Consider the following 25,130-nt stretch of genomic DNA (forward strand, 5'->3'; position numbering starts at 1 on the left):
CAACTGTCAACTCTCTATAATGCTAAGTGTTGAATTAATCAGCACGTCGCCAGATTGTTCCCTGACGTGTATCTTCTAGAACCACACCTTGATCCAATAAAGATTGACGAATGCCATCGGCTTTTGCAAAATCTTTGGCTTTTTTTGCATCTACACGTTGTTGGATCAAGTCCTCAATATCCGTATCAGAAAGCGCAAGGGCATCTTGACCAATATCAGATTTAAGGAATTCATCTACATTGTGTTGAACTAAACCTAGAATATTTGTGAGCTGGCGTAAAGTTGAGTAGAGAACCATTGCTTGTTCTGCTTGTTCTGCTTGTTCTTCTTTCACTGCACGATTTAACTCTTTATTCAGCTCAAAAAGAACAGCCATCGCTTCAGCAGTATTGAAATCATCACACATTGCATTATTAAAGCGTTCAACAAAACTTTGCTCTAAAGCATCAACAGTTTTTTGACCATACACTTGTTGATAGGCTTTAAATGAATGATAGAAACGACTCAACGCAGTTTTAGCTTCTTTTAAAGCAACATCAGAAAAATTGACTGGACTACGATAATGTGATGAGACAATAAAGTAACGAATCACTTCAGGATGGAATTTTTCCATCACATCTCGAATCGTAAAGAAATTGCCTAAAGACTTAGACATTTTCTCACCATCGACATTGATGAATCCAACATGCATCCAATAATTTACATATTGTTCGCCAGTAGTTGCTTCGCTTTGCGCAATTTCATTTTCATGATGAGGGAACATGAGATCTGAACCGCCACCATGAATGTCAAAGTGATTGCCTAAGCAGCAGGTTGACATTGCAGAGCATTCAATATGCCAACCTGGACGACCTTTACCCCAAGGTGATGCCCAAGCAGGTTCATTTTCCTTTGCATGTTTCCAAAGCACAAAGTCAAAGGGATGTTTCTTTTCAACTTCAACATCGACACGTTCAGAAGCACCTGCTTGCATATCATCGAGTTTACGACCTGAAAGTCGACCATATTTTTCAAATTTACTTACTTCAAAATAGACATCGCCATTGCTTGCAGGGTAAGCAGCACCTTTATTTACTAAAGTGCTAATCATATTTTGCATTTGATCGATGTACTCGGTTGCTTTTGGTGCCTCATCAGGTGCAACGCAGCCTAAGTTCGCTGCATCTTCATTCATTGCATCAATGAAACGTGCGGTGAGTTGTTGAATACTTTCACCATTTTCGTTTGCACGAGCAATGATTTTGTCGTCAATATCGGTGATATTGCGAATATAGCGTACTTTCCAGCCTTGGCTACGTAAGAAACGGATAATGTAGTCAAATGCAACCATAACGCGAGCATGTCCAATGTGACAGTAATCGTATACGGTCATACCACAGACATAGATATCGATTTGACCTTCATTACGTGGGACAAATTCAACTTTTTTACGTTGCTCAGAGTTATATAAAACAAAAGGTTGCATAAGGGTTTTCAAACACTCTACAAAATTAGCGTTACATCATAACGTATGCATCATTTTTCATAAAGTTGTCTAGAGAAAAAAGATTAATTCGATGGATAGGGGAGATTGATCATCTATGATTATTCATTTTTGGAAAAGATGTCTCTCCATCTTCCTTGAAAACTTATACATTTGGAAACGTGTATAACTTACAGTTGTGCTAGAATCTCCACAATTCTTTCGATTAAAATCATCCATCATCAAGTGGATAGAGTATTACTTTGAGTCAGACTCGCATGTCACAAGCTATAAATTTTCAGAAAAGTGCATTGGAAACTTTGCGTATTGAACAACAAGCAATCGAAGTGCTTGCAACTCAGGTCGATGAACGTTTTGATCGTGCATGTGAAATTCTATTGCAGTGTTCAGGACGTGTCGTTGTTACTGGTATGGGAAAATCAGGCCATATCGGACGTAAAATGGCAGCGACATTCGCATCTACGGGGACCCCCTCATTTTTCATGCATCCTGGCGAGGCTGGTCATGGTGATCTTGGTATGTTGGTTCGTGGTGATGTGCTGATTGCGATTTCAAACTCTGGTAAGAGTGATGAAATTATGATGCTCATGCCATTGATCAAACATTTGGGAGTACCTTTAATTACGATTAGTCGTGATGATAAAGGTCCGATGCCACAGAATGCAGATGTCGCTTTAACCTTGGGTTTGGCAGATGAAGCCTGTCCTTTAGGTTTGGCACCGACGTCTAGTACTACTGCTACACTGGTTTTGGGTGATGCTTTAGCTGTTGCATTATTAGAAGCACGTGGCTTTACCGCTGATGATTTTGCGCGTTCACATCCTGCTGGTGCTTTGGGTAAACGATTGTTGTTACATGTGAAGCATTTGATGCATACGGGCTCTGAATTACCGAAAGTAAAGCCAGATACACCGATGAATAAAGTGTTATACGAAATTTCTGATAAACGTTTGGGTTTGACGACGATCGTAGATGAACAAGATACTTTGTTAGGCATTTTTACCGATGGTGACTTGCGTCGTATGATTGACCGACAACAAGGCTTTGATGTAACTGCTGTGGTCGCTGATGTGATGACAGAGAATCCACTCACGATTTCTCAAGAGGCTCGTGCGGTTGAAGCTTTAGAAAAAATGCATGAGAAGAAAATTAACCAATTCGTTGTTGTTGATGATTCTAAAAAAGTGATTGGTGTTATTAGTATGCACGACCTTATTGAAGCTGGAGTAAATTAAGCCATGGCATCGTATGCTTTACAAGAACAAGCACGTCATTTACAAGCCTTAGTGCTGGATGTGGATGGGATTTTAAGCGATGGCTTTGTGACATTGACCAATTCAGGCGATGAAATTAAATCATTCGATATTCGTGATGGTTTAGGTATGAAATTGGTTCAAAAAGCTGGTATGAAAGTTATCATCATTACTGGCCGTAAGAGTAATATCGTTGAAAAACGTATGTCAGACTTAGGTGTTGACTTAGTCTTTCAAGGTCGTGAGGACAAAGGTGTTGCATTGCGAGAAGCATGTGCACAATTCAATATTCTTCCTGAAGATTGTCTATATATGGGAGATGATTGGCCAGATTTGTCTGCATTTTCAATCTCTGGTATGTGTGTGACAGTGCCGAATGGTCACGAAGAAGTTCGTCGCCGTGCACATCTTGTCACACAGGCGATGGGTGGTCGTGGAGCAGTTCGAGAAGTATGTGATATGTTATTGACGGCAAAAGGTGTTTACCAAGAACTGCTTGAAAAATATCTTGCTGTGCCACATTAATACAAGTATAGAGTCGATATGCTCAAGGTTAGGTAACCCTGTTTATGGATACCAAAGTTTTATACGTTATCGCTATAGCCGTTGCGAGTGTCAGCGGCGGTTTTTATTACTTTAGCGGTAAAGCAAAAAAGTTAGATGTTGATACTGCGAAGAATATGACCTATTCGGCGCACGGTGTTCATTTAACTCAAACGGATGAACAAGGAAACTTGTATGTTCGTGCTGAAATTAAACAATTACAGCAAGATATGCAGCAAAAAACCTCTCAGATTGATCAACTGAGTGCTGTGATGTACAAGCAGGGTAAAGCCGACGCAACTTTTTCGGCTCGACAGGCGAATGGCTATGATGATAACCATAAAATTATATTGACAGGAGATGTGGTTGTTACCAATTTGTCTGATCAAGGTAACATGGAATTTCGTACCGATGAAATTACAGGTTATCCAAAAACTAGAGAGTTAGAAACACAACATCAAGTGATTATCCAATCGCCATCGTCAGAGTTTATCAGCCAAGGTTTAAAGGCCAATTTGAATGATGGGCAATATGAGTTTTTTAAAGTTCGAGGAAAGTATGCGCCAAACTCTTAATTTTAATAATCGCTTTACTTCCTTAAAGCAATTCACATGTATGGCTGTCATCGCTTTATCTTCTGCTACAAGCTTTGCTTTGCCTTCAGACCGTAATCAACAATTGACGTTGGTTGCAGATCGCGCAACTTATAATGATAAAACAGGTGTTACGACATATACTGGTAATGTTGTGATTGAACAAGGTACGATGAAACTACAAGCTGATTCAATCGTAGCCACTTTAAATAGTAAAAGAGAAATCCAAACTATCACTGCCAAAGGTCAACTGGCTAAATTTCAACAGCAAATTGATGCAAATCGTGGTTTGGCACGTGGTGAGGCTCAACAGATTGTTTACAATGCTGACACGGGTATTCTGACTTTAACAGGGCGTGCATATCTGTATCAGGATGGCTCAAGCATTCGTGGTGAAAGTCTAAAATATAGTATGAATAAAGGTGATGTGGAAGCTCAAGGGTCTTCATCAAATCGAGTGCAAATTATCATTCCACCATCTAGTTCAAAAAGTTTTCCAGGGGCGCGTGATTAATGGAACAATCGCTGCAACAACCACAAACCTTATGTATTAAGCATTTAGCCAAAAACTATAGTAAACGTTGGGTGGTAAAAGATGTGTCTTTTACCATGCAAAGTGGACAAATTGTGGGGTTATTAGGTCCGAATGGGGCAGGTAAAACGACGAGCTTCTATATGGTTGTCGGTTTAGTTCGAATGGATAAAGGCGAAATTCATTTAGATGATTTGGATTTATCTGATCTCGCAATGCATGAGCGTGCACGTAAAGGTATAGGGTATTTACCACAGGAAGCTTCAATTTTTAGAAAGCTAACCATTGCCGAAAATATTATGGCAATTTTGGAAACACGGAAAGATTTAAACAAGCAGCAACGCCAGCAACGTTTAAATGAGTTGTTAGGTGATTTTAAAATCAGTCATATCAAAGACTCATTAGGTATGAGTGTGTCTGGTGGTGAACGACGTCGTGCTGAAATTGCGCGAGCATTGGCTGCTGATCCGAAATTTATGTTATTGGATGAACCCTTTGCAGGAGTAGATCCAATTTCTGTGGGTGATATTAAAGAAATTATTCAAACACTGAAAGATCGTGGGATCGGTGTGTTAATTACGGATCACAATGTTCGTGAGACTCTGGCAATCTGTGAGAAAGCTTATATTGTAAGTGAAGGCTCAGTGATCGCAGAAGGAACACCACAAGAAATTTTAGACAATGAGCAGGTTCGTAAGGTTTACCTTGGCGATGATTTCGTAGTTTAAAATGATTAATATCAGCGTTAGAAGAACCCAGAATGGGTTCTTTTTTTGCATCTGACTTCAATAAAGTGTGACCTAATTTACAAAAAATAAACATTTATAACTGGCTGAATTTGCATCTAAAACGTGGTGTTTTGCACAAGAATAAGAGTAGAATGGTTTTGCTTTAGGCGATAATTACATGATAAGAATATGAGCATTAATAAAGATATAGATGAGGGAACACGTAAAGCATGTATGGATTTTAAGTGGCTATTTTGTGTAGCGACTTTATCATCTGTGCCCGTTACGCAGGCCTCAACCCCAAGTGAGCAATACCATTCTTTAAAGAACAACATATCTCAATTGTTCTCACCCAAGAGTAGTGATGAGTTTAAAACAGCTAATATGCAAAAGTTGAGTAACTTTTCGGTTAACTCAACTGTAACTGAATTACCCGTTGTTGGATCGGGACGTCCAATGGATACATCGGCGCCTGCAGTTGTATGGCAAAATCAGAATAAAACTTTAAAGGATGCAATACAGCTTGCGGTTCAACGCAATCCCGAAATTTCTCAAACCTTAGCAACACTGGCTGCTCAAAATGCCAACATTGACGTCGCAAAAGCAGGTTATTACCCTCAGATATCAGGTGGGGTAAATACTGGAGATCTGACACGAAAAGGTGAGCGGGGGCGGCAAATATTAGCTTTGAATGCAACTCAAATGCTTTATGACTTTGGAAAGGTGAAATCTGGTGTATCCACTGAGGAAGCCAAACTTCTGCTGGAACAAGCCAATGTGTTGGTTAAAGTGGATGATATTTCTTTAGATGTAGCACAAACTATTATTAATATTCAACGTCAACAAAGGCTGATTAGGATTGCAAATCAGCAAATCGCTGGAATCAAACGTATTCAGGAAATGGCAAACTTACGAGCCAATGCAGGCATTAGTAGTCAAGCCGATCCTGTACAAGCACAATCCTATGTGCAATCGGCCCAGTCTGCTTTAATTGCTCAGCAGTCAATATTAAGTCAATTGCAACAGCGGCTCTATACTTTATTAGGTTTTGATGCGCGAAGTGTGCAATGGGCCATTCCGCAAGATTTTGTTCAACAATCAGATTTATATGTAGAGCCTGAGTTTAATACCATTCCGCAAATGATTGCAGCGTATGCGGGGATTGAAGTTGCGAAAAATCAAAAAAGACAGACTCAGGTGAGTAATTATCCTACTTTGTCAGTAAAGGGTGAGGTCAGCCAAGCATTGCATGGTCGAAATCCGAATAATGACAAACGAGGTGGTTTTGATAGTGCAATTATGTTGGAGGCAAGTAGTCAGTTTTATCAAGGCGGTGCTACCACTTCACGCTTGCGTGCTGCGAGTTTTGCAGAAGAAGCAGCCAAAGCACAGGTAAATGCGGTATATTTAAGAGTATTGGATCAGATCAGAACCAGTCGAGAACAAATCGAGAGTAAGCAGCGTCAATTGCAGGTATTAGCGGGTCAACAAGCTACAACTGTACGGACCAAAGAGCTTTATCAAGAACAATATAAACTGGGAACTCGTACACTTGTCGATTTATTAAATGCTGAGCAAGCTATTCATAGTGCAAATTCAGAAGTAGAAATAGCGCGTTATGATATTTATAGCAGCATTGCCCAATATATTGCCGCCACAGGGCGTTCTCGCCAAGCCTATGACCTGAATAATATAAAAATTCAAGGTTTTGAGGTGCAGCCATGATAACAAAAGTAGATTACCAACCTTGGTTACAGGCGATATTAACCATTGCGAAGCATTACCGTATCGAACCATCTGAAGAACGTGTTCGATTACAATTAGATTGGAATCAAAATCAAAATCTTGATGAGGTTCTGACTTTGATTGGTCGCCAAGTCGGTTTAAGTATACGAAGAGTGAAATTTAGCAATGATGTTATTAACCCTTGGCGTTTGCCTGTGCTTGTTGAACTGGCTGATGGGCAAGTTGGTGTCATTGATAAAGCAGATGGTACTGGGCATGTCAGCATTCAACTGAGTGGTGATCAGGGATTAGCTCAAAAGTTTGCTGTAGGTGCTTTAAAACATATTGTTAAAAATGTATTTATTCTACGACCAGAAAAGTCAGTCCCAGATGCCCGTATTGATGAATATATTAAGCCTTACCAACCGAGCTGGTTTTGGTCGATTGTTTTAAGTGATTGGAAGCGCTATATCGATATTATGTTTGCATCTATGATTGCAAACGTATTGGCTCTGGCAACGATTGTATTTTCGATGCAGGTTTATGATCGTGTCGTTCCTTCGCAGTCGATACCTACCCTGTGGGTACTGGCTGGTGGTGTATTGATTGCAGCGATTTTTGAGTTCGTACTTCGTATTTCAAGAGTATATATCTCTGACATTATTGGAAAACGTGCAGATCTAAGGATATCAGACCGTGTCTTTGGTCATGCACTTCGAATTAAAAATAGTGAACGTTCGAAGTCAACGGGTACTTTTATCTCTCAAATTCGAGAGCTTGAAGGTGTCAGAGAGTTGGTGACCTCTACCACTTTAGGGGCGATAGCAGATCTTCCATTCTTCTTCTTATTCTTATTTATCTTTGCAATCATTGGTGGAAACTTATTCTGGGTAATGCTAGCGATTGTACCTTTAATGATTTTACCTGGAATTTTAGTACAGAAAAAACTGGCTAAACTTGCACAAGAAGGTATGCGTGAATCTTCAATTCGCAACGCAATTTTGGTTGAGGCTGTACAGGGAATTGAAGATATTAAACTGTTACGTGCTGAATCTCGTTTCCAAAACCAATGGAATCATATGAATGAAGTTTCTGCAGATATTAGTATGCAGCAACGTAAAATTGTAGGGGTTCTTACCGCATGGACACAAAAGCTACAAGGGCTTACTTATGCGATCGTAGTTCTCGTCGGATGTTTTGCGGTAATGGAAGGTGAAATGACCACGGGTGCATTGGTCGCATGTTCTATTTTGTCATCACGTATGTTAGCACCTATTTCTCAAATCACAGGTATATTAGGGCGTTTGCAGCAAGCCAAAGTTGCCAAACAAAGTTTGGATGAGTTGATGCAGCGTCCTGTAGATCAAGCTGACCATGCACATCTTGTGCATAAAGAAGTATTACACGGTGATTATGAGCTTAAAAATGTAGTCTTCCAATATGGCGAGGATGATCCTCGACCAAGTTTGATGATTCCACATTTAAAAATTCGTGCAGGGGAGCGTATTGCAATTTTAGGGCGTAATGGCGCTGGTAAATCGACTTTACTGCAAATCCTTTCTGCAATGCAGACGCCAAACTCTGGTTCAGTACATCTAGATGAGTTAGATATTAGCTTGATTGATCCTGCGGATGTGCGTCGTGATATGGGCTTATTAAATCAAAATGCGCATTTGTTCTATGGAACGATCCGTGAAAACTTAACGCTAGGTGCTCCATTAGCACGTGATGAAGACATTTTAAAAGCCTTGAAAGTTACAGGTGCATTAAGCTTTGTGCATGAAAAGAAAGAAGGTTTGGACCACTTGGTGTTAGAAGGTGGGGTTGGTTTCTCTGGGGGACAACGACAAGCATTATTATTAGCGCGTTTACTCATTCGTCAGCCAAATATTTTATTGTTAGATGAGCCAACGGCCGCAATTGATGATGTTGCAGAAAAACAATTGATTGATCATTTAAGGGGTTGGCTGGGTTATCGTACTTTAATTGTTGCAACGCATCGACGTGCGGTACTGGAGTTAGTTGACCGTATTATCGTCATGAATGATGGAAAAATCGTCATGGATGGGCCAGCAGATAAAGTATTACAACAATCAGCTGCAAAACAAAAAACAGTTTAAAGAGGAAAATTCATGAGTGATCAAGAACAAACAAGCAGCCGTCCCATGAATGTGACTTATAAGGAGCCAAAATTGCCGAGTTCATCCATCATTGTATGGTTGATTGGAATTGGTTTAGTGGTACTGCTCGTTTGGGCATGGGTATTTAGTTTAGAAGAAGTTTCAACAGGTACAGGTAAAGTTATTCCATCTTCAAAAGAGCAGATTATTCAGTCACTTGAAGGCGGGATTTTAACTAAGCTAGATGTCAAGGAAGGGGATATTGTTGAAAGTGGGCAAATCTTAGCGCAGTTAGATCCGACTCGTTTTGCTTCAAATGTTGGTGAATCACAGTCTTTGCTTATGTCAGCTATGGCCACGGCAGCACGTTTACGTGCAGAAGTGAATGGTACTGCACTGACTTTCCCAGAAGAGGTACTAAAAGAGCCGAAATTGGTGAAAGAGGAGACAGCACTTTATTATTCACGTCGTGCTAACTTAGAAGAATCTATTGCTGGTAATCAGCAAGCACTGAGATTAGTTCAACAAGAATTGGCGATGACAGAACCACTGGTGGCAAAAGGTGCGGCAAGTGAAGTTGAAGTACTTCGTTTAAGACGTGAAGCCAATGACTTACAAAATCGAATTAATGACATCCGCAACCAATATTATGTAAAGGCACGTGAAGAACTTTCTAAAGCCAATACGGATATTCAAACACAACAACAAGTTGTTAAAGGTCGAACCGATAGCTTGCAGCGTGCAGTTTTTAGAGCGCCAGTTCGTGGTATTGTCAAAGAAATTGATGTCACTACTTTAGGTGGCGTTGTACCACAAAACGGTAAGCTTATGACCATCGTTCCTTTAGAGGATAAGTTGTTGATTGAAGCTCGTATTTCTCCTAGAGATATTGCTTTTATTCGTCCTAATCAAGAAGCTTTGGTTAAAATCACAGCCTATGATTATGCGATTTATGGTGGTCTAGAAGGTAAAGTGACAGTGATCTCACCAGATACGATACGTGATGAAGTAAAGCAAGACCAATTCTACTATCGTGTTTATATTCGCACCGACTCTGATCGTTTGTATAATAAATCTGGTAAAGAATTTAGTATCACACCAGGTATGGTTGCCACTGTTGATATTCGTACTGGACAAAAAACGGTATTAGATTATCTATTGAAACCGTTTAATAAAGCCAAAGAAGCTTTACGCGAACGTTAATCTCTGTTCTTCTCTCTAAACCTCGCTTAGGCGAGGTTTTTTATTTATGCTAGAAATCGTTATAATCAGTTTTTAAGTTTGTATTTCAGTTTTATGCCTTTCACCATTGCCACTTCGGTAACTTTTGAAGAAGAAATTAAAAAAAGTCGTTTTCAAGCGATTGCTGCAATTGTTGAAAATGAACAACAAGTTAAAAACTTTTTGGAAGAAAATAAAGATCTATCTACGACGCATCAATGCTGGGCGTGGAAGATTGGGCACAATGTTCGATTCAATGATGATGGTGAACCGTCTGGTACCGCAGGACGACCGATTCTTGCCACCATTGAAGGAAATGATTTAACCAATGTAATTGTATTGGTCAATCGCTGGTATGGTGGTATTAAACTCGGCACAGGAGGTTTGGTCCGTGCTTATGGCGGTTGTGCTGGTCAATGCTTGATGTTGGCTGAGAAAATTGAGCTGATTCAGAAAAAGCAGATTCAATTTGCTTGCTGGTTTAATGAATGGGCAATCCTTCAATATGAATTAACGCAACAACAGATTGACTATCAGGAAAGTTATAATGAAACGGGTATATTGGTTGAAGCACGTTTGCAGATTCATCAAATTGATGCTTTAAAAAGTAAGCTTCAGGATATTACGCGTGGACGTGAGCAATTAAAAATAATAGAAGAACAACGTGATGAATGATCCTTTACTAAAATATAGAGAGCAACATAAGCAACGCTTAAATTATATGCCTTGGTTGTATTGGTCATTGAAACCAAAGCATCGTGAATGGGCTGAGGTATGGCAAGCTGAATATCAAGCTTATTTGATGGAAATGGAAACGGTTGAAATTGGGAAGAACTGTTTTATTTCCCCTTTAGCTCATATTTTTGCTGAACCAGGAAGGAAAATCAGTATCGGCTATTATACTTTTATTGCGGCAGATTGTACTCTACATGGTCCATTAGAGATTGGTAATGAAGTGGCGATCAATCACCACTGTATCTTGGATGGTGGACGTGCTGGAATTAAATTACATGATCAGGTTAGGATCGCGGCTTATAGTCATTTATACGCATTTGATCATGGTATGGAAATGGATCGAGCCATTTATCAGCAACCAGTTACGTCGAAGGGAATTGAAGTCGGGCGAGATGTATGGTTAGGCGCCCATGTTGGAATTAAAGATGGAATAAAAATAGGTCATCATGCGGTGATTGGAATGAATAGCATGGTCACTAAAGATGTTGCTGATTTTGCGATTATGGCAGGGAATCCAGCGAAATTAATTCGCTATCGGACTGAATAAAAAGCATTAAAAATCTTGTGAGATTCGATACATAAATTTAACCCATCATGCTTTTTTCTGTGTTAAGTTAAAAATAAGTAAAAGACCTAAGGTGCTAAACCTAAAGAGAGGCGAACATGAAGCGCGTAATTGCATGTATTGATTCTTCACCCTGTATCGATGCTGTTGCTGAAGCTGCGGTATGGGTTGCGAAGCAAACGCAAAGAGAATTAGTACTGTTGCAAATCTTGGATTATTATCCTGCAAGCTATCATTTAGGTGAAATCAGTGGTGTTATTGGTTTTGAGAGCAACGCAATGCTGCTCAAAGAACTGGCTGAATTAGAACAGAAGCAAAGCGAATTAGCGCTGGATTATAGTAATAATTTACTGAATCATATTTCTGATTTGATTGAGAAACAGTATGGTCTAACCAGCAGTAAGATTCAGGAAAAAGGGGATTTTCTTGAGCAAAGTTTTAACTTATTGAACGAAAATGACGTTGTGATTATTGGACGTGTTGGGGAACGTGCGGCCGAGAAGAATAAGCCGATCGGAAGTAATGTTGAAAATTTCATTCGAGGCGCAAATTGTACTGTGATCACGGTGGGTGAGCATTTTGAGCCACCAAGACGTTTTATATTTGCTTATGAATATTCTCCAACGTGCCAAAAAATGTTGCAACGCATTGCGCAGAGTGATTTATTAAAAAACCTGCAATGTCATTTGCTCTATGTGGGTGATCATCCAGAAATGTTGGCCGAACCTGAGAAGTATTTAACTGATGCGGGTTTAGAAGTTATGTCAATCTATCGTTATGGCGATGTGGCACAAAATATTCTTGAATATCAACGAGAACATAACATACAGTTAATCGTATTAGGGGCGTTTATTCATAGTAAAATCCACCAGTTCTTCTTGGGTAGTATTACCACAACGATTTTCCGCAATGCTAATGTGCCCTTACTTGTCGCTAAGTGATTCATTTTACTCCATATAGTTATCCGCAAATACTGTGGATAACTATATGGAAAAGCACTAGGGATAAAGATAATTTATTGATATTTAAAAATTAAATTGAATAGGTTGTTTTTTAATCTCTATTTTACGATGGCAATAGCAAAGCCATCATGCCCCTTAGAACCAACGGTTTGTAATGCTGTACATGATAAAAGTTTTGGGTGATTTTTAAGTGCGGTAAAGGTTTCGCGAATGCCTTCAATACTTGGCTTTTTGTTATTATCATCCAAGATATCACCTGCACGAATCACATTATCGAGAACAAGTATCGTCCCTGAATGAGCTAACTGTAAGCTAAGTTCTAAATATTCAGGATAGCTTTGTTTATCTGCATCGATAAAAATGAGGTCAAAAGGTTCACTATTCTCAGTAATGAGTTGATTCATCACATCAGCGCCGCGCCCTTTTTTTAGCTCTATATTGGTAGGCATATTGGCAAAATCGATATTTTCTTGCGCAATAATTACATGAGTGTCTCGACCTTCAACTGTCAACAAATAACCATCTTCAGGCAAAGCTTTCGCTAACCAAATCGTACTATATGCCGCAAAAGTTCCAAGTTCCAATACCCGTTTACACTGATTCATTTGAATCAACATTTGTAAAAACATACCTTGATTAGGTGCAACAGCCAAATGATTAGAGAATCCTTGTGTATCTGTATTATCTAATGCGTGTTGAAGTTTTGGATCTGTGGGAATTAAATGCGAATTGATATAGTCATCAATGTCAGTCCACAACTGTTGCATAATCAATTTTACCTTTGAATCTGTTAGCTGCATTTTAAACATTTATATTCAGAGTGCAATTTGATTGCTGAATTATTCATTGTAAACAGCAAGAAAAAGAGATCAGATGATCTCTTTAAGTCTAGTGCTTCAAATTAGAGATTACACATCGAGCTATTACGGCTCAGATCTGGTCCCCAAGTTCGATATCCTTGTGTATCAATATGGATCTGACCTGAACGATACAGCCCAATACCAAGATTTAGACTTTGACCATGTTGTATCCAAAACTGACAGAGCTTAAATTTTGTTTGTTCAATATAAGCATAATCCTGTGGTTGAGGATATTGAGGACCAATACGAAAATCGATTGCGGAATTAAACAAATGTCGCGATGAACTTGCTCCACCGGCACATTCGTTTAAGGGGAGGTCACGATAGACAGAAGTCACTTCGAAATCGGTGAGGATTTTTGCTGAAATGAGATATTTGAAAACACGTAATGTAGAGAGTGAGTTGCCCCATAATTCACGATTTGGAACAGCGTATTCAGAACGACCACACTTTTGCCAATCTCGTGCAGTACGTAAGAGCTCAAAACTTGGAATAATATGTGCGACTTGATTGCGAGCTAAATATTGTTCGTATTCGCGAACACGTGCGTAGTTATCACCTTGTCCTAACCATTGACGATAAGATGCAGGTTCGACTTTATCTGGAGCTGGGCGTGTTAGAGTAACCTGCTCCTGAGGAATATAAATTCTTTTAGCTTGATTTACTTGTGTTTTAGAACTAACACAACCGACCATCATCACAGGGACGATAAAGAATGATAAAAAACCCTGTAATTTTTTTCGCAACATAAACGGCAATTCACAATCTATAGGCTTATTATTTTAATGCAAAACAGCCCATATATAATGGATCAATTGCAAAGAAATGTGTGTTTCGAGTATTAAAAAAGACCAGATTAACTGGTCTTTTTCATTATTTTTCTAGATATTGCAATTTGTTTGGTTTGCCATTCCATTCTTCACGATCAGCAGGTTGCTCGCCGATTTGAGTAATGTTATTGCCAGCCCATTTTTCAGATAACTCAGCATTGAGCTCGATAAAGACTTCTTGACCTTCAGGCAATTCATCTTCAGAGAAAATTGCATTTGCTGGGCATTCTGGTTCACATAATGCGCAGTCAATACATTCATCTGGATTGATAACAAGGAAGTTTGGACCTTCATAGAAACAGTCTACAGGACATACTTCAACACAATCTTGATATTTACATTTAATACAATTTTCAGTGACAACAAAGGTCATGGCGACAGCTACCTAAAAATACGGTTTTTGTTTGGAATAGGCTATTGTAGGCAAAAATAGGGGAAACAAACAATTGCTTTTATTGATATTGTTTATTTATACATGTGAAAAATATAGTAACTGATTGATAAATTTAAATATGTTGTGCTGGTGCATTGATTTTAAAGACATAATATACAGAAGTATTGATGATGAATTGGTTTATCTTTTGCTTTAAGGGTTAATAGAGAATTATTTTTGATCAATGCTTATATTGAATAAATAAGGTGAATATCTTCTGGTTCTAATTCCCATAGATGATGATCAGGTTGTGTTAATAATTTGGCACCATGTCTGAGGTAAAAGTCCACAGTACGTTTACTTGGTGTTGCTGAAATATAGAGTTGTTTTGCACCCAACCGTTTCGCTGACGCTATAGCAGAATACATCAATTGTGCTCCAATTCCTTGACCTTGGTGATCTGCATCAACATAAAAATATTGCAATAATTTTGCGTCTGGATAATCTACGATCATTTGGTTGGAAACAACTTGTACGCCAACTAACTGGTGATCTGAGTTAAATGCTCCGATACATAATCCATCTTGTTGGCAGATTTGTTTTAATAATGGTGGATCATTTTCTAGATGATAAGCATCCCAATTTTCAACATCATAAAAACAATCAATTAAATCTAAATCTTGCCCCTGTTGAACGTACATTTGAGTGATCAATTCACGGCGGTTAATCTGCTGCCAAATTAAATCGATTTCTGAAGTATTAAGTTCTCTAAGCACAATATTAAGCATTTGTTCCTTCAATTGATGTCTTCGTCTATTTTATAGATCATATAAGGGATTACCTTATTCGAAAAAGCTCTCAGACAAGCATTGAGGTCTTGTTCTGAGAGCTTGCTGTTTAGGATTTGAGAGCAGCTTTTAACGAATAAAGTTGTTCAAGTGCCTGACGCGGTGTGAGATCGTCAACATCGATTTGATGTAATAGAGCTAATGCAGGCGAGGCTACTTCAACCTCAACAATTTTTTCAACTACTTGAGTTTCTATCTCATGTTCGATTGAGCTAAACAAATCATTCTGAACCGTATTTTGAAAATGTTGGTGTTGCTGTTTTTCCAAGATTTTTAATCGCTTTTGTGCTTCTTTAATGACGTTTGCTGGAATACCTGCCAGTTTTGCAACCTGTAAGCCATGACTTTGACTCGCTGGTCCTTGTTGGACTTTGTGAAGGAGAATGAGATTGCCATTTAACTCTTGTGCAGTGACGTGGTAGTTATCAATACCTGTTTCACTACTTAGTTCGGTCAGTTCAAAATAGTGGGTGGCAAATAGACATAAACATTTCACACGTTTAGTTAGATCGAGTACACAGGCCCAAGCTAAAGATAGTCCATCATAGGTACTGGTTCCGCGTCCAACTTCATCCATGAGTACCAAAGATTGGCTGGTCGCATGATGTAAAATTTGTGATGTTTCAGTCATTTCAACCATGAAGGTCGATTTACCTGTCGATAAATCATCGGCTGAGCCAATACGGGTAAAAATTCGATCAATTGAACCTAATTTTGCTGATTTAGCAGGAACGTAGCTTCCACAATATGCCAAAAGACTAATTAACGCCGTTTGACGCATGAAGGTTGATTTACCTCCCATGTTTGGCCCTGTGATAATCGCCATACGATGTTGAGGGTCAAGAAAGGTATCATTTGGTGTAAATGGTGCTTTGTTAAGAGCCTCGACAACAGGATGGCGTCCTGCGTGAATCTTAATGCAAGTTTCAGGTGTAAATTCTGGTCTTGCCCAATTATTTAATCTTGCTTGGTGGGCAAAATTAGCCAATACATCAATATAAGCAATCGCCGCACTCATCATTTGTAATTGGGCAATATTTTGGCGCAGTTCATCCAATAACGATTCGAATAAAAGCTTTTCACGGGCGAGGGCACGTGATTCACTCGATAAAACTTTATCTTCAAAGCTTTTTAGTTCTGGTGTGATATAGCGTTCAGCATTTTTCAATGTTTGACGACGAATATAGTCAGCAGGTGCTTGTTCTGCTTGAGCCCGGCTGAGTTCGATATAGTAGCCACTCACACGATTGTAGCCGATTTTTAGCGTATTAATACCTGTACGTTCACGCTCTTTAATTTCTAAATCAATGAGGAATTGTCCTGCGTGATCACGGATTTTACGTAATTCATCGAGCTCATCATCATAACCTTCTGCAATTACATTGCCATCACGTAGTAATACAGGTGGGCTTTCTACAATCGCAGCCATCAAGTGTTCATGTAGGCTCTTGAAGTCTCCAAGTTCTTGATCAAGCTGAAGAAGTAACTTAGATTGCTGCGTTTTCAAAACAGGTGCTAAAGCATGGCGTAAAAATGGAATCTGTGCGCAAGCTTGACGAAGCTGTACTAAATCTCTAGGGCGTGCACTACCTAACGCAACACGACTGAGCACACGTTCAATATCTCCAATCTCTTTCAATACTAAACGGACTGGGGATTCATGATAGCCTTTGAGCAATTGTTCGGTTGCATCCAGTCTTGCGTCGAGAATCGCAGTATCACGAATAGGCTGCATAAGCGTACGACTGAGTAAACGCCCGCCCATAGCCGTTTGGCAGTCATTAATCAATTGGAATAATGAGGTTCCATGTTCAAATAACGGTTCGATAATTTCTAAATTGCGGCGTGTAATTGGGTCGAGTGCAATAAAATCGGTACTTTGCTCAATTTGAATCGAACGAATATGAGGTAATGCTGTTTTTTGAGTTTCTTTTGCATAATGAATCAATGCAGCAGCGGCAGCTTTGGCAAGAGGTAATGAGTCTAGACCAAACCCGGACAAGGTTGAAACTGCGAACTGATCGCACAAAGTTTTTTGGGCATTATTGAGATTAAAATCAACATTGGGACGTTTGGTGACAGAGCAATCTAGGTTCTTCTTAATATGTTCAATAATGTTTTGATCAATTAAATCCTCATCAATTAAGATTTCGCTTGGCATCAAACGAGCCAGTTCAATTGCGAGCTGTTCAGGTTTATAGTCTTGTTGTTGTACTTTAAAGATACTGGCACTGAGATCAAGTAAAGCGATCCCGATTTGATTTTGTTGGATGCAAAGTGCGACAAGATTTGAAGATTGATAGCTTCCGAGCAAGGCGTCGTCAGTGAGTGTACCGGGTGTTAGAACACGTACAACTTTGCGTTCAACAGGACCTTTACCTGTAACCTCACCAACCTGTTCACAAATCGCAACAGTACGACCAGCTTTAACTAAACGTGCTAGATAACCTTCTGCTGAGTGATAAGGTACACCAGCCATTGGAATGGGTTGACCATTGGCTTTACCACGATGGGTTAGCGTGATTCCTAAAAGTTTGGCGGCTAGGTGAGCATCTTCGAAAAATAATTCGTAAAAGTCACCCATACGATAAAACAATAGCGCATGTGAATATTCCATCTTGACCTTGAGGTATTGCTGCATCATCGGTGTGTGGGATGAAAGATCAGCCATAACTGTGTCACTATTCATGCGTATTAAATCCTTAAAAAATAAAGCGTCAATATGAGAGTATGAGATTTTGGTTTCTAATAAACGTGAATAACTTTGATGTACATATGAATAAACAAAACAAAAAAGTTTACGTTTTAGTGTACCTCTTTTATGTCAAAAAACTCTTCAACCGAGTATGAGAAATGAGGTGATTTTCTCATGTTTGACATCTTAGCAAATCGGATTGGATTCACAAAAAAAGATTCCTTGTTTAGCTGAAGAAATAAACAACAAAAGGAGAGGTAAGGTAAAAATGAGTTTGACAATATGCGTGTTATTTACTCATCTAAATTTAACTTTAAGCAAATTCTTCATAAATTGTACGTTATAGTTTTTGTAATAAATATTTGATTTATAATATTTTAATTGTTTTTACATTTTTGGTTACAAGGCTTTTGTCGACAAACTTATTGTATATTTGTCATATTTTGCTAGCAAAAACTTAGTACATCTTATTTTTGTTGTTAGCGGTGTACTTTTATAACGCATAACTGCTTTTACGGTAACTCTCTTACTTTGCAATACATTTTGTTGCAATTATACCATTTAGACTCAGTGCAGTTATGTTTTTTCTAATTTAAAAAAGGAAGTGTTTCAATGAATAATATACAAATTAAAGTGAAGGACCAATTTGAAACCGAAAATATTGCAGTTGCGTTTATTAAAAAAGTGAATGAACACGACATTCCTTTATTCAAGCGCATAGAGCATATTGAAATTGAAGGGGAAATCTTAAGACCGAATATGGAATTACTTTTCGAAAACCCTAAAGATGGACGTATTTATCAATTTGTTGATATTGTAGATATAAATTAAATTTTAGCAGCTATAAAACCCGATCTGGACTTAGCCTAATAAGCTGGATGGTTATTCTGAGGACTGAGCTCTGTACTCTACAGGGCTCAGTCCTTTTAATTTAACCTTGATTTTGTCCAAGATCATAAGATTTTATTTGATCTGCTCTAAACCTTGATCATCGATAATATGTTTCGCTTGTGGTGATTTCACAAATTGAATTAACTCCTTAGCCAATACTTCATTTTTAGAGTTTTTCCCGATACCTGCAGAAAATATGGTCACTTTTTGATAGGGGGCAGGAATAGGTCCTACTAATTCAACCTGTCCATATTTACCTGTAAATGGTTTGATTTCACTGATTTGTTGGAAACCAATGTCAAATTGTCCTTCCGCGACACGTTTAGCAACTCGATCACCGACAACCTTTTCGGCTTTAGCACGAATTATCTTATATTCTACGGGCTGAAAACTTGGGAAAACATCCTTTTCAAGGTGTGTACCACTCGCACTTGCAGAATATCCAATTTGTCGTGCATCTAATAATGCTTTTTTAAAATTTTCAGCAGAACTGATATCTGGTTTTTTGGTGCCTTTGGGTATCGCCATGCCAATGCTAGAGTTGACTAAATCTACATGCGTATTTGAGTTGAGATAACCTTTGTCTATTAGTTTGTTGAGTTCAGGTGAGGCTAGAATGACGACATCGAATTGTTCGCCACGCTCCAGCCGATTTGGGATAGATGTACTTGAGGCTCCCATAGATGAACCTGAGGATAGCTCAATGTTATGACCTGTTTTTTCTTCAAAAAGAGGGATGAGTTTTTCCATAGAAGAATAAAACCCACCAGAACTAATTACTTTGAGTGTATCTGCATAAACTTTAATCGGACTGAAGCTAAAACTTACTAAGCAAACAATTGTTAAGAATGGAGATTTTTTCATGTTAGATCGCTTAAATTGAGTACAGTATGGAAAATGACTACAGAGCACCATATTGTTGATGAATAAAGAATTTCTTGTTTCAGATGCTATTTTCTGGGCGATGTTATGACATAGCGCTGTTGTTATGGAATAGCACAAGAAAAATAGGTGTGAGATCTGACACAGACTGGAAATTAGCTTGAGTTCTTATATATTGGCATTTAGAAACCTCCTTGTTCTATATTGTTATGTTTTACCTGATCTGGTTCTTAGTTAATTAGTTTCAACTTAGCTGAGATCAAAGATAATCTTTTGAGTAGAAGAGAGATGTTTTATGCTTAGTATGAACATGCCATCAATATTTCAATAATTAGAAATAGCTCTTTGACTCAATAAAGAATGTAAACCCAAATAAAAGTAAGGAGTGATAGGTCAAATCTAATGAGGTATTTAAAAAAACTAATGGCGTTCTAGAAAATTAATTCAGAACATGGCCAGCTTTTGTTCTGTACAAGCGCTTTAACACAGGCTTTGATTGCTGATTTAGCGGCTAACGCAGCAGGTGATAATTGTTCTTCGGCGATGCTCACTAAATAATTGATACGTTCAATTTCTGGATCTACGATTTTAAGTAGCTGTAATTTATGTTTATATTCTTGTAGACAAGCACTCCCAGGACGAATACTTACAAGATCTAGGTGAATCAGACTATCCATGAGTAAATGTAACCCATCAATCTCATAAGCAACGTTTACTACACCAATCTTATGTTCTAAGAATTTTCTCAAACTATGTCTTTGGCGAGGTAGAACTAAGGGAATATCACCAATGTATTGAGACTGAATCACACCGCTCTTGAGGCAGTCATGAAGATGATGTTTTTCTAAGATTTCTCTACGTCCCATTAAATACATTTGCTCTCGAACTAACGGTTGTATAGACCATTGCCTGTCTACTTCATTGGTAAAAATAATAGCGAGATCAAGTTGACGTGAGTTAATTGCTTGTATCAGATTGCCAGATAGGGTTTCTATCATTTCAAGACGAATGTCAGGATAGCGTTCTGACATCAATTTCATTAATGGTATGCCCAATAATGCTGTAATTGTGGGGGGTAAACCAATACTGACATGACCTGAGAGCCTTGCTGAGTGTGCTGCATCAATTGCAAAGTTGATCTGTCTTAGAATTAATTGTGAATGTTTTAAAAATGCGAGCCCTGCTGGTGTTGGCGATACTCCAAAAGCATTTCGCTGTAATAAACGTATACTTAATTCTTGCTCAAGCTTACTAATTTGCTGACTAATCGCCGAAGCACCAATATCAAGTTTCTGGGCTGCTTTTCCAATACTTCCTGCTTCAACCACCGTTAAAAAGTATTTTATTTGTTTAATTTCCATGAAAAAGTTCTCTAAGCATCCATGTTAAATATTTCTAAAAATATTACTAAACATATCAAGTAATATTATTTTAATAGTGTCTACAAAATTAATGCTTATTCAAGCAAAAAATATACTGATCTTGGGTGGAGAGAGAACGTAATTCTGAGTTTTAAAGATTTAGCCTATATTTTTTTTAAATACCTTAGCAAGTGTTTTTAATATTATTTAAATCAAAACAATGGTTTAAATTGTTTTTTACGTATATGCAATTTGGCGCTAAAACACTCTGAAATTCAATACTATTTAAAATAATTAAATACCCCTTTAATTCTTCGCTATCACAGCAGCTCGCTGTTTCAACTTAAAGTAAGGAAAATTTGAGAGGAGAGAGATCGATGGACGATGTTCTCATTGTTGGCAACAGGAATGCCGCGTTGTATCAGAAATGTTGGCTTGCTTTTGAATGTTCATCATCACATGAATTAGGTTTGAATTATAAACAGAAAATAACAATAAGTTAGTTTTGAAATGCATACGAATTTTATCGTGTTTGCTGTCTTAGATTGTGTCTAAAACCATGTAATAACTCAGGTTTTTATTGGAATGAGGCTCTATCTCACGACGCTTACATTGAAACTCGCTGTTTAGAAAAATTTTCAAATCACCAAGGCTAAACAACGATCAAGGAGGTTCTGCAATGGTAGTAGGGAAAACTTTAATGGATCACTTAAACAATAAGGATGTTTTTATAATGAAAAAACTTTCATTTGCTCTAGTTACATGTTCGATTCTGGTTTTCACTGGATGTAATACTAATGGTGCAAAAGAGGCAGGACAACCTAAACGTCCTGAATGTATTGCCCCAGCAAAGCCTGGTGGTGGTTTGGATATGACTTGTAAATTAATCCAAGCAGGTTTGAAAGAAACTGAGGTTTTAAATGATCCAATCCGCGTAACGTATATGCCAGGTGGAGTAGGTGCGGTTGCCTACAATAAAATTGTGAGCAATGATTCTGCAAATAATGAAGCTGTAATTGCATTTTCCACTGGATCATTACTCAATCTAGCCCAAGGTAAATTTGGAAATTTCACAGAAAAAGATGTGAGATGGCTTTCAGGTGTTGCGGTTGATTATGGTTTAGTTGCCGTACATAAAGATTCGCCTTATCAAACCTTGGGTGATCTGATAAAAGATCTACAAAAAGACCCTAAGGGAATCAGTTTTGGTGGAGCAGGCAGTGTTGGTGGTCAGGATTGGATGCAATCAGCAATGCTTGCAAAAAAAGCAGGAATAAATCCTTCGGCAATGAGTTTTGTTGCTTTAGAGGGAGGGGGCGAAGTTCTGACAGCGCTTTTAGGGCAGCATGTCAAAGTGGCAGTTGGAAATATTAGTGAAGTCAGTTCAAATTTAGAAGCTGGCAGAATACGAGTACTTGCTGTATTTGCAAATGAGCGTTTACAAGGCAAATTTTCAAACTTACCAACTGCGAAAGAGCAGGGTTATGATATTGAATGGCCTGTGATTCGTGGCTTTTACATGGGACCTAAAGTCAGTGATGATGCTTATCAATGGTGGAAAACATCATTCGATAAAATGATGGAAAACAAAAAATTTGAAACCGTTCGTAATAATCAGGATTTGTTGCCATTTGCACTGACTGGCGATCAGATCACAGCTTATGTCTACAAGCAAACTGATCAAATGCATCAATTATCTGCTGAATATAAATTATCTAAATAATCAATGAATGAGTGCCAAATCGATGATTTGGCACTTTTCGTCGTGTTAAGGAATAACAATGAAATCAGAACGTATCCTAACGGGGATTATTGCCCTTTGTGGTTTGGGTTTGGTGATTTATGCAAGTAACTTTGATGCGCCAATCTCCTATGACTCTGTGGGACCAAAAGCCTTTCCTCTTTTGATTATGGGACTGATCACGGTGAGTGCTGTCTATTTGACTGTTAGACCCACGATCATGTTTGAACCTGTTGAGTTAGGCTGGACTAAGCATTTGCTTTTTAGAATTACATTATGTGTATTTGCGTTGACTTTATATGCAGCTTTATTTGAGTTACTAGGGGTCATTATTGCAACAACATTGATGGCAATAGCTATAGGCAAATTATTCAAAGGAAAAACAAGACCAACCATTATCACCGCCTGTATTTTGGGTGTAACAACCTACTACTTATTTGATCGTGTTTTAGATGTGCCATTACCAATGGGATTGCTGGGTTAAGGATGACAAATTTATGGACGTATTAAGTTTCTTAATGACTGGCTTTGAGGTTGCACTGCAGCCACAAAATTTATTAATTGCATTTATTGGTGCATTTGTTGGAACTATTGTGGGATTGCTTCCTGGTTTGGGGCCAATTAATGGTGTTGCGATACTTTTACCTTTTGCATATGCATTGGGTTTGCCAGTTGAGAGCGCATTAATTTTACTTGCTGCAGTTTATCTGGGTTGTGAGTATGGAGGGCGAATTTCGGCAATTTTAATTAATGTTCCAGGTGATGCTGGTGCCATTATGACCACGATGGATGGCTATCCTTTAGCTCAGCAAGGTAAAGCTGGTATTGCTTTATCACTTTCCTCAGTGAGTTCATTTATTGGAAGTATGGTTGCTTTTATTGGAATTGTTTTTTTTGCACCGATTTTAGCGAACTGGGCGATTGCATTTGGGCCAGCAGAATACTTTGCTTTGATGGTTTTTGCGATTGTGTGTCTAACTGGTTTGGTGAGCACTCAGCCCTTTAAAACATTAATCATGGCTTTGATTGGGTTGGGTTTGTCCACGGTTGGTATGGATGCAATTACAGGCGTATATCGTTTTACTTTTGATAGTGTGGGGTTAAGTGATGGTATTGCTTTTACAACCATCGTAATTGGTTTATTCAGTGTCAGTGAAATTCTTCTACTATTGGAAAGAACAACCGTTGGAAAAGTTGTACTTGCTCAAGGCAAAAGATCTTTATTTAATTTAAAAGAGTTATTGAGCTCATTAGCAACCATTATTCGAAGTTCATTCATTGGATTTTTTTCAGGAATTTTACCTGGGGCGGGGGCAAGTGTAGCGAGTGCTATGGCGTATACCACTGAACGTAAGCTGGCGGGTGAAAAAGGTAAGTTTGGTCAAGGAGACTTGCGAGGATTGGCTGCTCCAGAAAGTGCAAATAATGCCGCTGCATGTGGATCATTTATTCCCATGCTAACTTTGGGTGTGCCTGGATCGGGTACAACAGCCGTTATGATGGGAGCTTTGACGTTATATAACATTACACCAGGCCCTCAACTGTTTGCAGAACAACCTGTATTAGTCTGGGCTTTGATTGCTTCGCTGATGGTTGGGAATATTATTCTTTTGGTTTTAAACTTACCATTAGTTGGTTTTTTTGCCAAACTACTTAATATTCCTAACTATATTCTTATCCCTGTAAGCAACAGTTAGTTTCGTCGGTGTTTATGCAATTCATAGTACGATTTTTGATTTATTACTGTGTATTGGTTTAGGTGTTGTCGGCTATATATTAAGAAAGTTTGATTTTCCATTGGCTCCTTTAATCTTAGGCTTTGTCCTTGGTGAATTAATGGAGTCCAATCTACGCCGTGCTCTTTCTATTTCTCATGGTGAGCTAAACATTCTGTGGGATAGCAATATAAGTATAGGCTTGTGGGTGATGTCAGGATTGCTTCTGATTTTACCATTTGTCAGAAAATACTTATTTGTCAAAAGACAAATGCGGAAATAAGCTCTTTTAAAGGTCAGGATTCCTGACCTTTTTTATGATTATGAAAAAGATTACTTTCAATTCTTTGGGTTTGTATTTGCGGACATTGGTGTTATTGCTATGAATTATTTTGAATTACGATGGTCTTGGTTATATGGAGATTGCATCTAGCCGATTACTCGTTTAGATAAGAAAAATTGATCGTCACTCGA

The 25,130-nt window shown here is 38.4% G+C and carries 22 protein-coding genes and 1 pseudogene; 15 read left to right on the forward strand and 8 right to left on the reverse strand.

Annotation, left to right across the window (positions count from 1 at the left end; all coding sequences use genetic code 11):
- Positions 1 to 34 precede the first annotated feature (34 nt).
- Positions 35 to 1,465, reverse strand: a complete 1,431-nt coding sequence (cysS, locus tag F927_RS10985; RefSeq protein ID WP_005084644.1) for a cysteine--tRNA ligase — start codon at positions 1,463 to 1,465, stop codon at positions 35 to 37.
- Between the two features lie 275 nt (positions 1,466 to 1,740).
- Here cysS and F927_RS10990 point away from each other — a divergent pair, with 275 nt between their 5' ends.
- From F927_RS10990 to F927_RS11040, 11 genes are all read left to right on the forward strand, one after another.
- Positions 1,741 to 2,718 carry a KpsF/GutQ family sugar-phosphate isomerase gene (locus F927_RS10990; RefSeq protein WP_005084646.1) on the forward strand — a complete coding sequence of 326 codons (978 nt, stop codon included), beginning with the start codon at positions 1,741 to 1,743 and terminating at the stop codon, positions 2,716 to 2,718.
- Positions 2,719 to 2,721: 3 nt separating this feature from the next.
- Positions 2,722 to 3,261 carry a KdsC family phosphatase gene (locus tag F927_RS10995; RefSeq protein ID WP_004639946.1) on the forward strand — a complete coding sequence of 180 codons (540 nt, stop codon included), beginning with the start codon at positions 2,722 to 2,724 and terminating at the stop codon, positions 3,259 to 3,261.
- A 44-nt stretch (positions 3,262 to 3,305) separates the two neighbouring features.
- The gene (gene lptC, locus F927_RS11000; protein ID WP_005084648.1) at positions 3,306 to 3,854 is read left to right on the forward strand and encodes an LPS export ABC transporter periplasmic protein LptC; all 549 of its coding nucleotides are present in this window, start codon (positions 3,306 to 3,308) and stop codon (positions 3,852 to 3,854) included.
- The gene (gene lptA / locus F927_RS11005; protein WP_005084650.1) at positions 3,838 to 4,386 is read left to right on the forward strand and encodes a lipopolysaccharide transport periplasmic protein LptA; all 549 of its coding nucleotides are present in this window, start codon (positions 3,838 to 3,840) and stop codon (positions 4,384 to 4,386) included. Before lptC ends, lptA begins: the two co-directional genes overlap by 17 nt.
- Complete coding sequence (gene lptB, locus F927_RS11010) at positions 4,386 to 5,132, forward strand: LPS export ABC transporter ATP-binding protein (protein WP_005084652.1); 747 nt, start codon at positions 4,386 to 4,388, stop codon at positions 5,130 to 5,132. The genes lptA and lptB overlap by 1 nt, the downstream gene beginning before the upstream one ends.
- A gap of 234 nt (positions 5,133 to 5,366) precedes the next feature.
- Positions 5,367 to 6,857 (forward strand): TolC family protein, encoded by a 1,491-nt coding sequence (locus F927_RS11015; RefSeq protein WP_035367796.1) that lies wholly within the window; start codon positions 5,367 to 5,369, stop codon positions 6,855 to 6,857.
- Entirely contained in the window at positions 6,854 to 8,977 is a 2,124-nt protein-coding gene (locus F927_RS11020) for a type I secretion system permease/ATPase (protein ID WP_005084655.1), read from the forward strand. The genes F927_RS11015 and F927_RS11020 overlap by 4 nt, the downstream gene beginning before the upstream one ends.
- 12 nt (positions 8,978 to 8,989) lie before the next feature.
- The gene (locus F927_RS11025; RefSeq protein WP_004639933.1) at positions 8,990 to 10,180 is read left to right on the forward strand and encodes an HlyD family type I secretion periplasmic adaptor subunit; all 1,191 of its coding nucleotides are present in this window, start codon (positions 8,990 to 8,992) and stop codon (positions 10,178 to 10,180) included.
- 93 nt (positions 10,181 to 10,273) lie between these two features.
- Positions 10,274 to 10,873, forward strand: a complete 600-nt coding sequence (locus tag F927_RS11030) for an IMPACT family protein (RefSeq protein ID WP_005084657.1) — start codon at positions 10,274 to 10,276, stop codon at positions 10,871 to 10,873.
- Complete coding sequence (locus F927_RS11035; RefSeq protein WP_005084658.1) at positions 10,866 to 11,480, forward strand: acyltransferase; 615 nt, start codon at positions 10,866 to 10,868, stop codon at positions 11,478 to 11,480. Before F927_RS11030 ends, F927_RS11035 begins: the two co-directional genes overlap by 8 nt.
- 116 nt (positions 11,481 to 11,596) lie before the next feature.
- Positions 11,597 to 12,439: a universal stress protein gene (locus tag F927_RS11040; RefSeq protein WP_005084661.1), complete on the forward strand. Its 843-nt coding sequence runs from the start codon at positions 11,597 to 11,599 to the stop codon at positions 12,437 to 12,439.
- A gap of 119 nt (positions 12,440 to 12,558) precedes the next feature.
- Here the strand turns inward: F927_RS11040 and F927_RS11045 are convergent, their stop codons facing one another.
- The 5 genes from F927_RS11045 to mutS form a co-directional block, all read right to left on the reverse strand.
- The gene (locus F927_RS11045) at positions 12,559 to 13,227 is read right to left on the reverse strand and encodes an O-methyltransferase (RefSeq protein ID WP_005084663.1); all 669 of its coding nucleotides are present in this window, start codon (positions 13,225 to 13,227) and stop codon (positions 12,559 to 12,561) included.
- Between the two features lie 134 nt (positions 13,228 to 13,361).
- Positions 13,362 to 14,069, reverse strand: coding sequence for a D-Ala-D-Ala carboxypeptidase family metallohydrolase (locus F927_RS11050; protein WP_005084666.1), 708 nt, complete (start codon positions 14,067 to 14,069; stop codon positions 13,362 to 13,364).
- 124 nt (positions 14,070 to 14,193) lie between these two features.
- Positions 14,194 to 14,523 carry a ferredoxin FdxA gene (gene fdxA, locus F927_RS11055; RefSeq protein ID WP_004639922.1) on the reverse strand — a complete coding sequence of 110 codons (330 nt, stop codon included), beginning with the start codon at positions 14,521 to 14,523 and terminating at the stop codon, positions 14,194 to 14,196.
- Positions 14,524 to 14,771: 248 nt separating this feature from the next.
- Positions 14,772 to 15,311 carry a GNAT family N-acetyltransferase gene (locus tag F927_RS11060; RefSeq protein WP_005084667.1) on the reverse strand — a complete coding sequence of 180 codons (540 nt, stop codon included), beginning with the start codon at positions 15,309 to 15,311 and terminating at the stop codon, positions 14,772 to 14,774.
- A 109-nt stretch (positions 15,312 to 15,420) separates the two neighbouring features.
- Positions 15,421 to 18,060, reverse strand: coding sequence for a DNA mismatch repair protein MutS (gene mutS / locus F927_RS11065; protein WP_005084669.1), 2,640 nt, complete (start codon positions 18,058 to 18,060; stop codon positions 15,421 to 15,423).
- 618 nt (positions 18,061 to 18,678) lie between these two features.
- Between mutS and F927_RS11070 the strand changes: the two genes are divergently transcribed.
- Positions 18,679 to 18,897 carry a hypothetical protein gene (locus tag F927_RS11070; RefSeq protein WP_005084671.1) on the forward strand — a complete coding sequence of 73 codons (219 nt, stop codon included), beginning with the start codon at positions 18,679 to 18,681 and terminating at the stop codon, positions 18,895 to 18,897.
- A gap of 132 nt (positions 18,898 to 19,029) precedes the next feature.
- Here F927_RS11070 and F927_RS11075 read toward each other — a convergent pair whose 3' ends face one another.
- Positions 19,030 to 19,821 carry a substrate-binding domain-containing protein gene (locus F927_RS11075; protein WP_005084673.1) on the reverse strand — a complete coding sequence of 264 codons (792 nt, stop codon included), beginning with the start codon at positions 19,819 to 19,821 and terminating at the stop codon, positions 19,030 to 19,032.
- A 449-nt stretch (positions 19,822 to 20,270) separates the two neighbouring features.
- On the reverse strand, positions 20,271 to 21,200 hold the full coding sequence (locus tag F927_RS11080) for a LysR family transcriptional regulator (RefSeq protein WP_004639911.1): 930 nt from the start codon (positions 21,198 to 21,200) through the stop codon (positions 20,271 to 20,273).
- Positions 21,201 to 21,879: 679 nt separating this feature from the next.
- Here F927_RS11080 and F927_RS11085 point away from each other — a divergent pair.
- From F927_RS11085 to F927_RS11095, 3 genes and pseudogenes are all read left to right on the forward strand, one after another.
- Positions 21,880 to 22,923, forward strand: coding sequence for a Bug family tripartite tricarboxylate transporter substrate binding protein (locus F927_RS11085; RefSeq protein ID WP_005084679.1), 1,044 nt, complete (start codon positions 21,880 to 21,882; stop codon positions 22,921 to 22,923).
- Between the two features lie 58 nt (positions 22,924 to 22,981).
- Positions 22,982 to 23,425, forward strand: a complete 444-nt coding sequence (locus F927_RS11090) for a tripartite tricarboxylate transporter TctB family protein (RefSeq protein WP_004639905.1) — start codon at positions 22,982 to 22,984, stop codon at positions 23,423 to 23,425.
- A gap of 13 nt (positions 23,426 to 23,438) precedes the next feature.
- Positions 23,439 to 24,939 (forward strand): annotated as a pseudogene (locus F927_RS11095) (tripartite tricarboxylate transporter permease).
- Positions 24,940 to 25,130: the final 191 nt, after the last annotated feature.

This window comes from Acinetobacter haemolyticus CIP 64.3 = MTCC 9819 (genome assembly GCF_000369065.1).
Lineage (GTDB): Bacteria > Pseudomonadota > Gammaproteobacteria > Pseudomonadales > Moraxellaceae > Acinetobacter > Acinetobacter haemolyticus.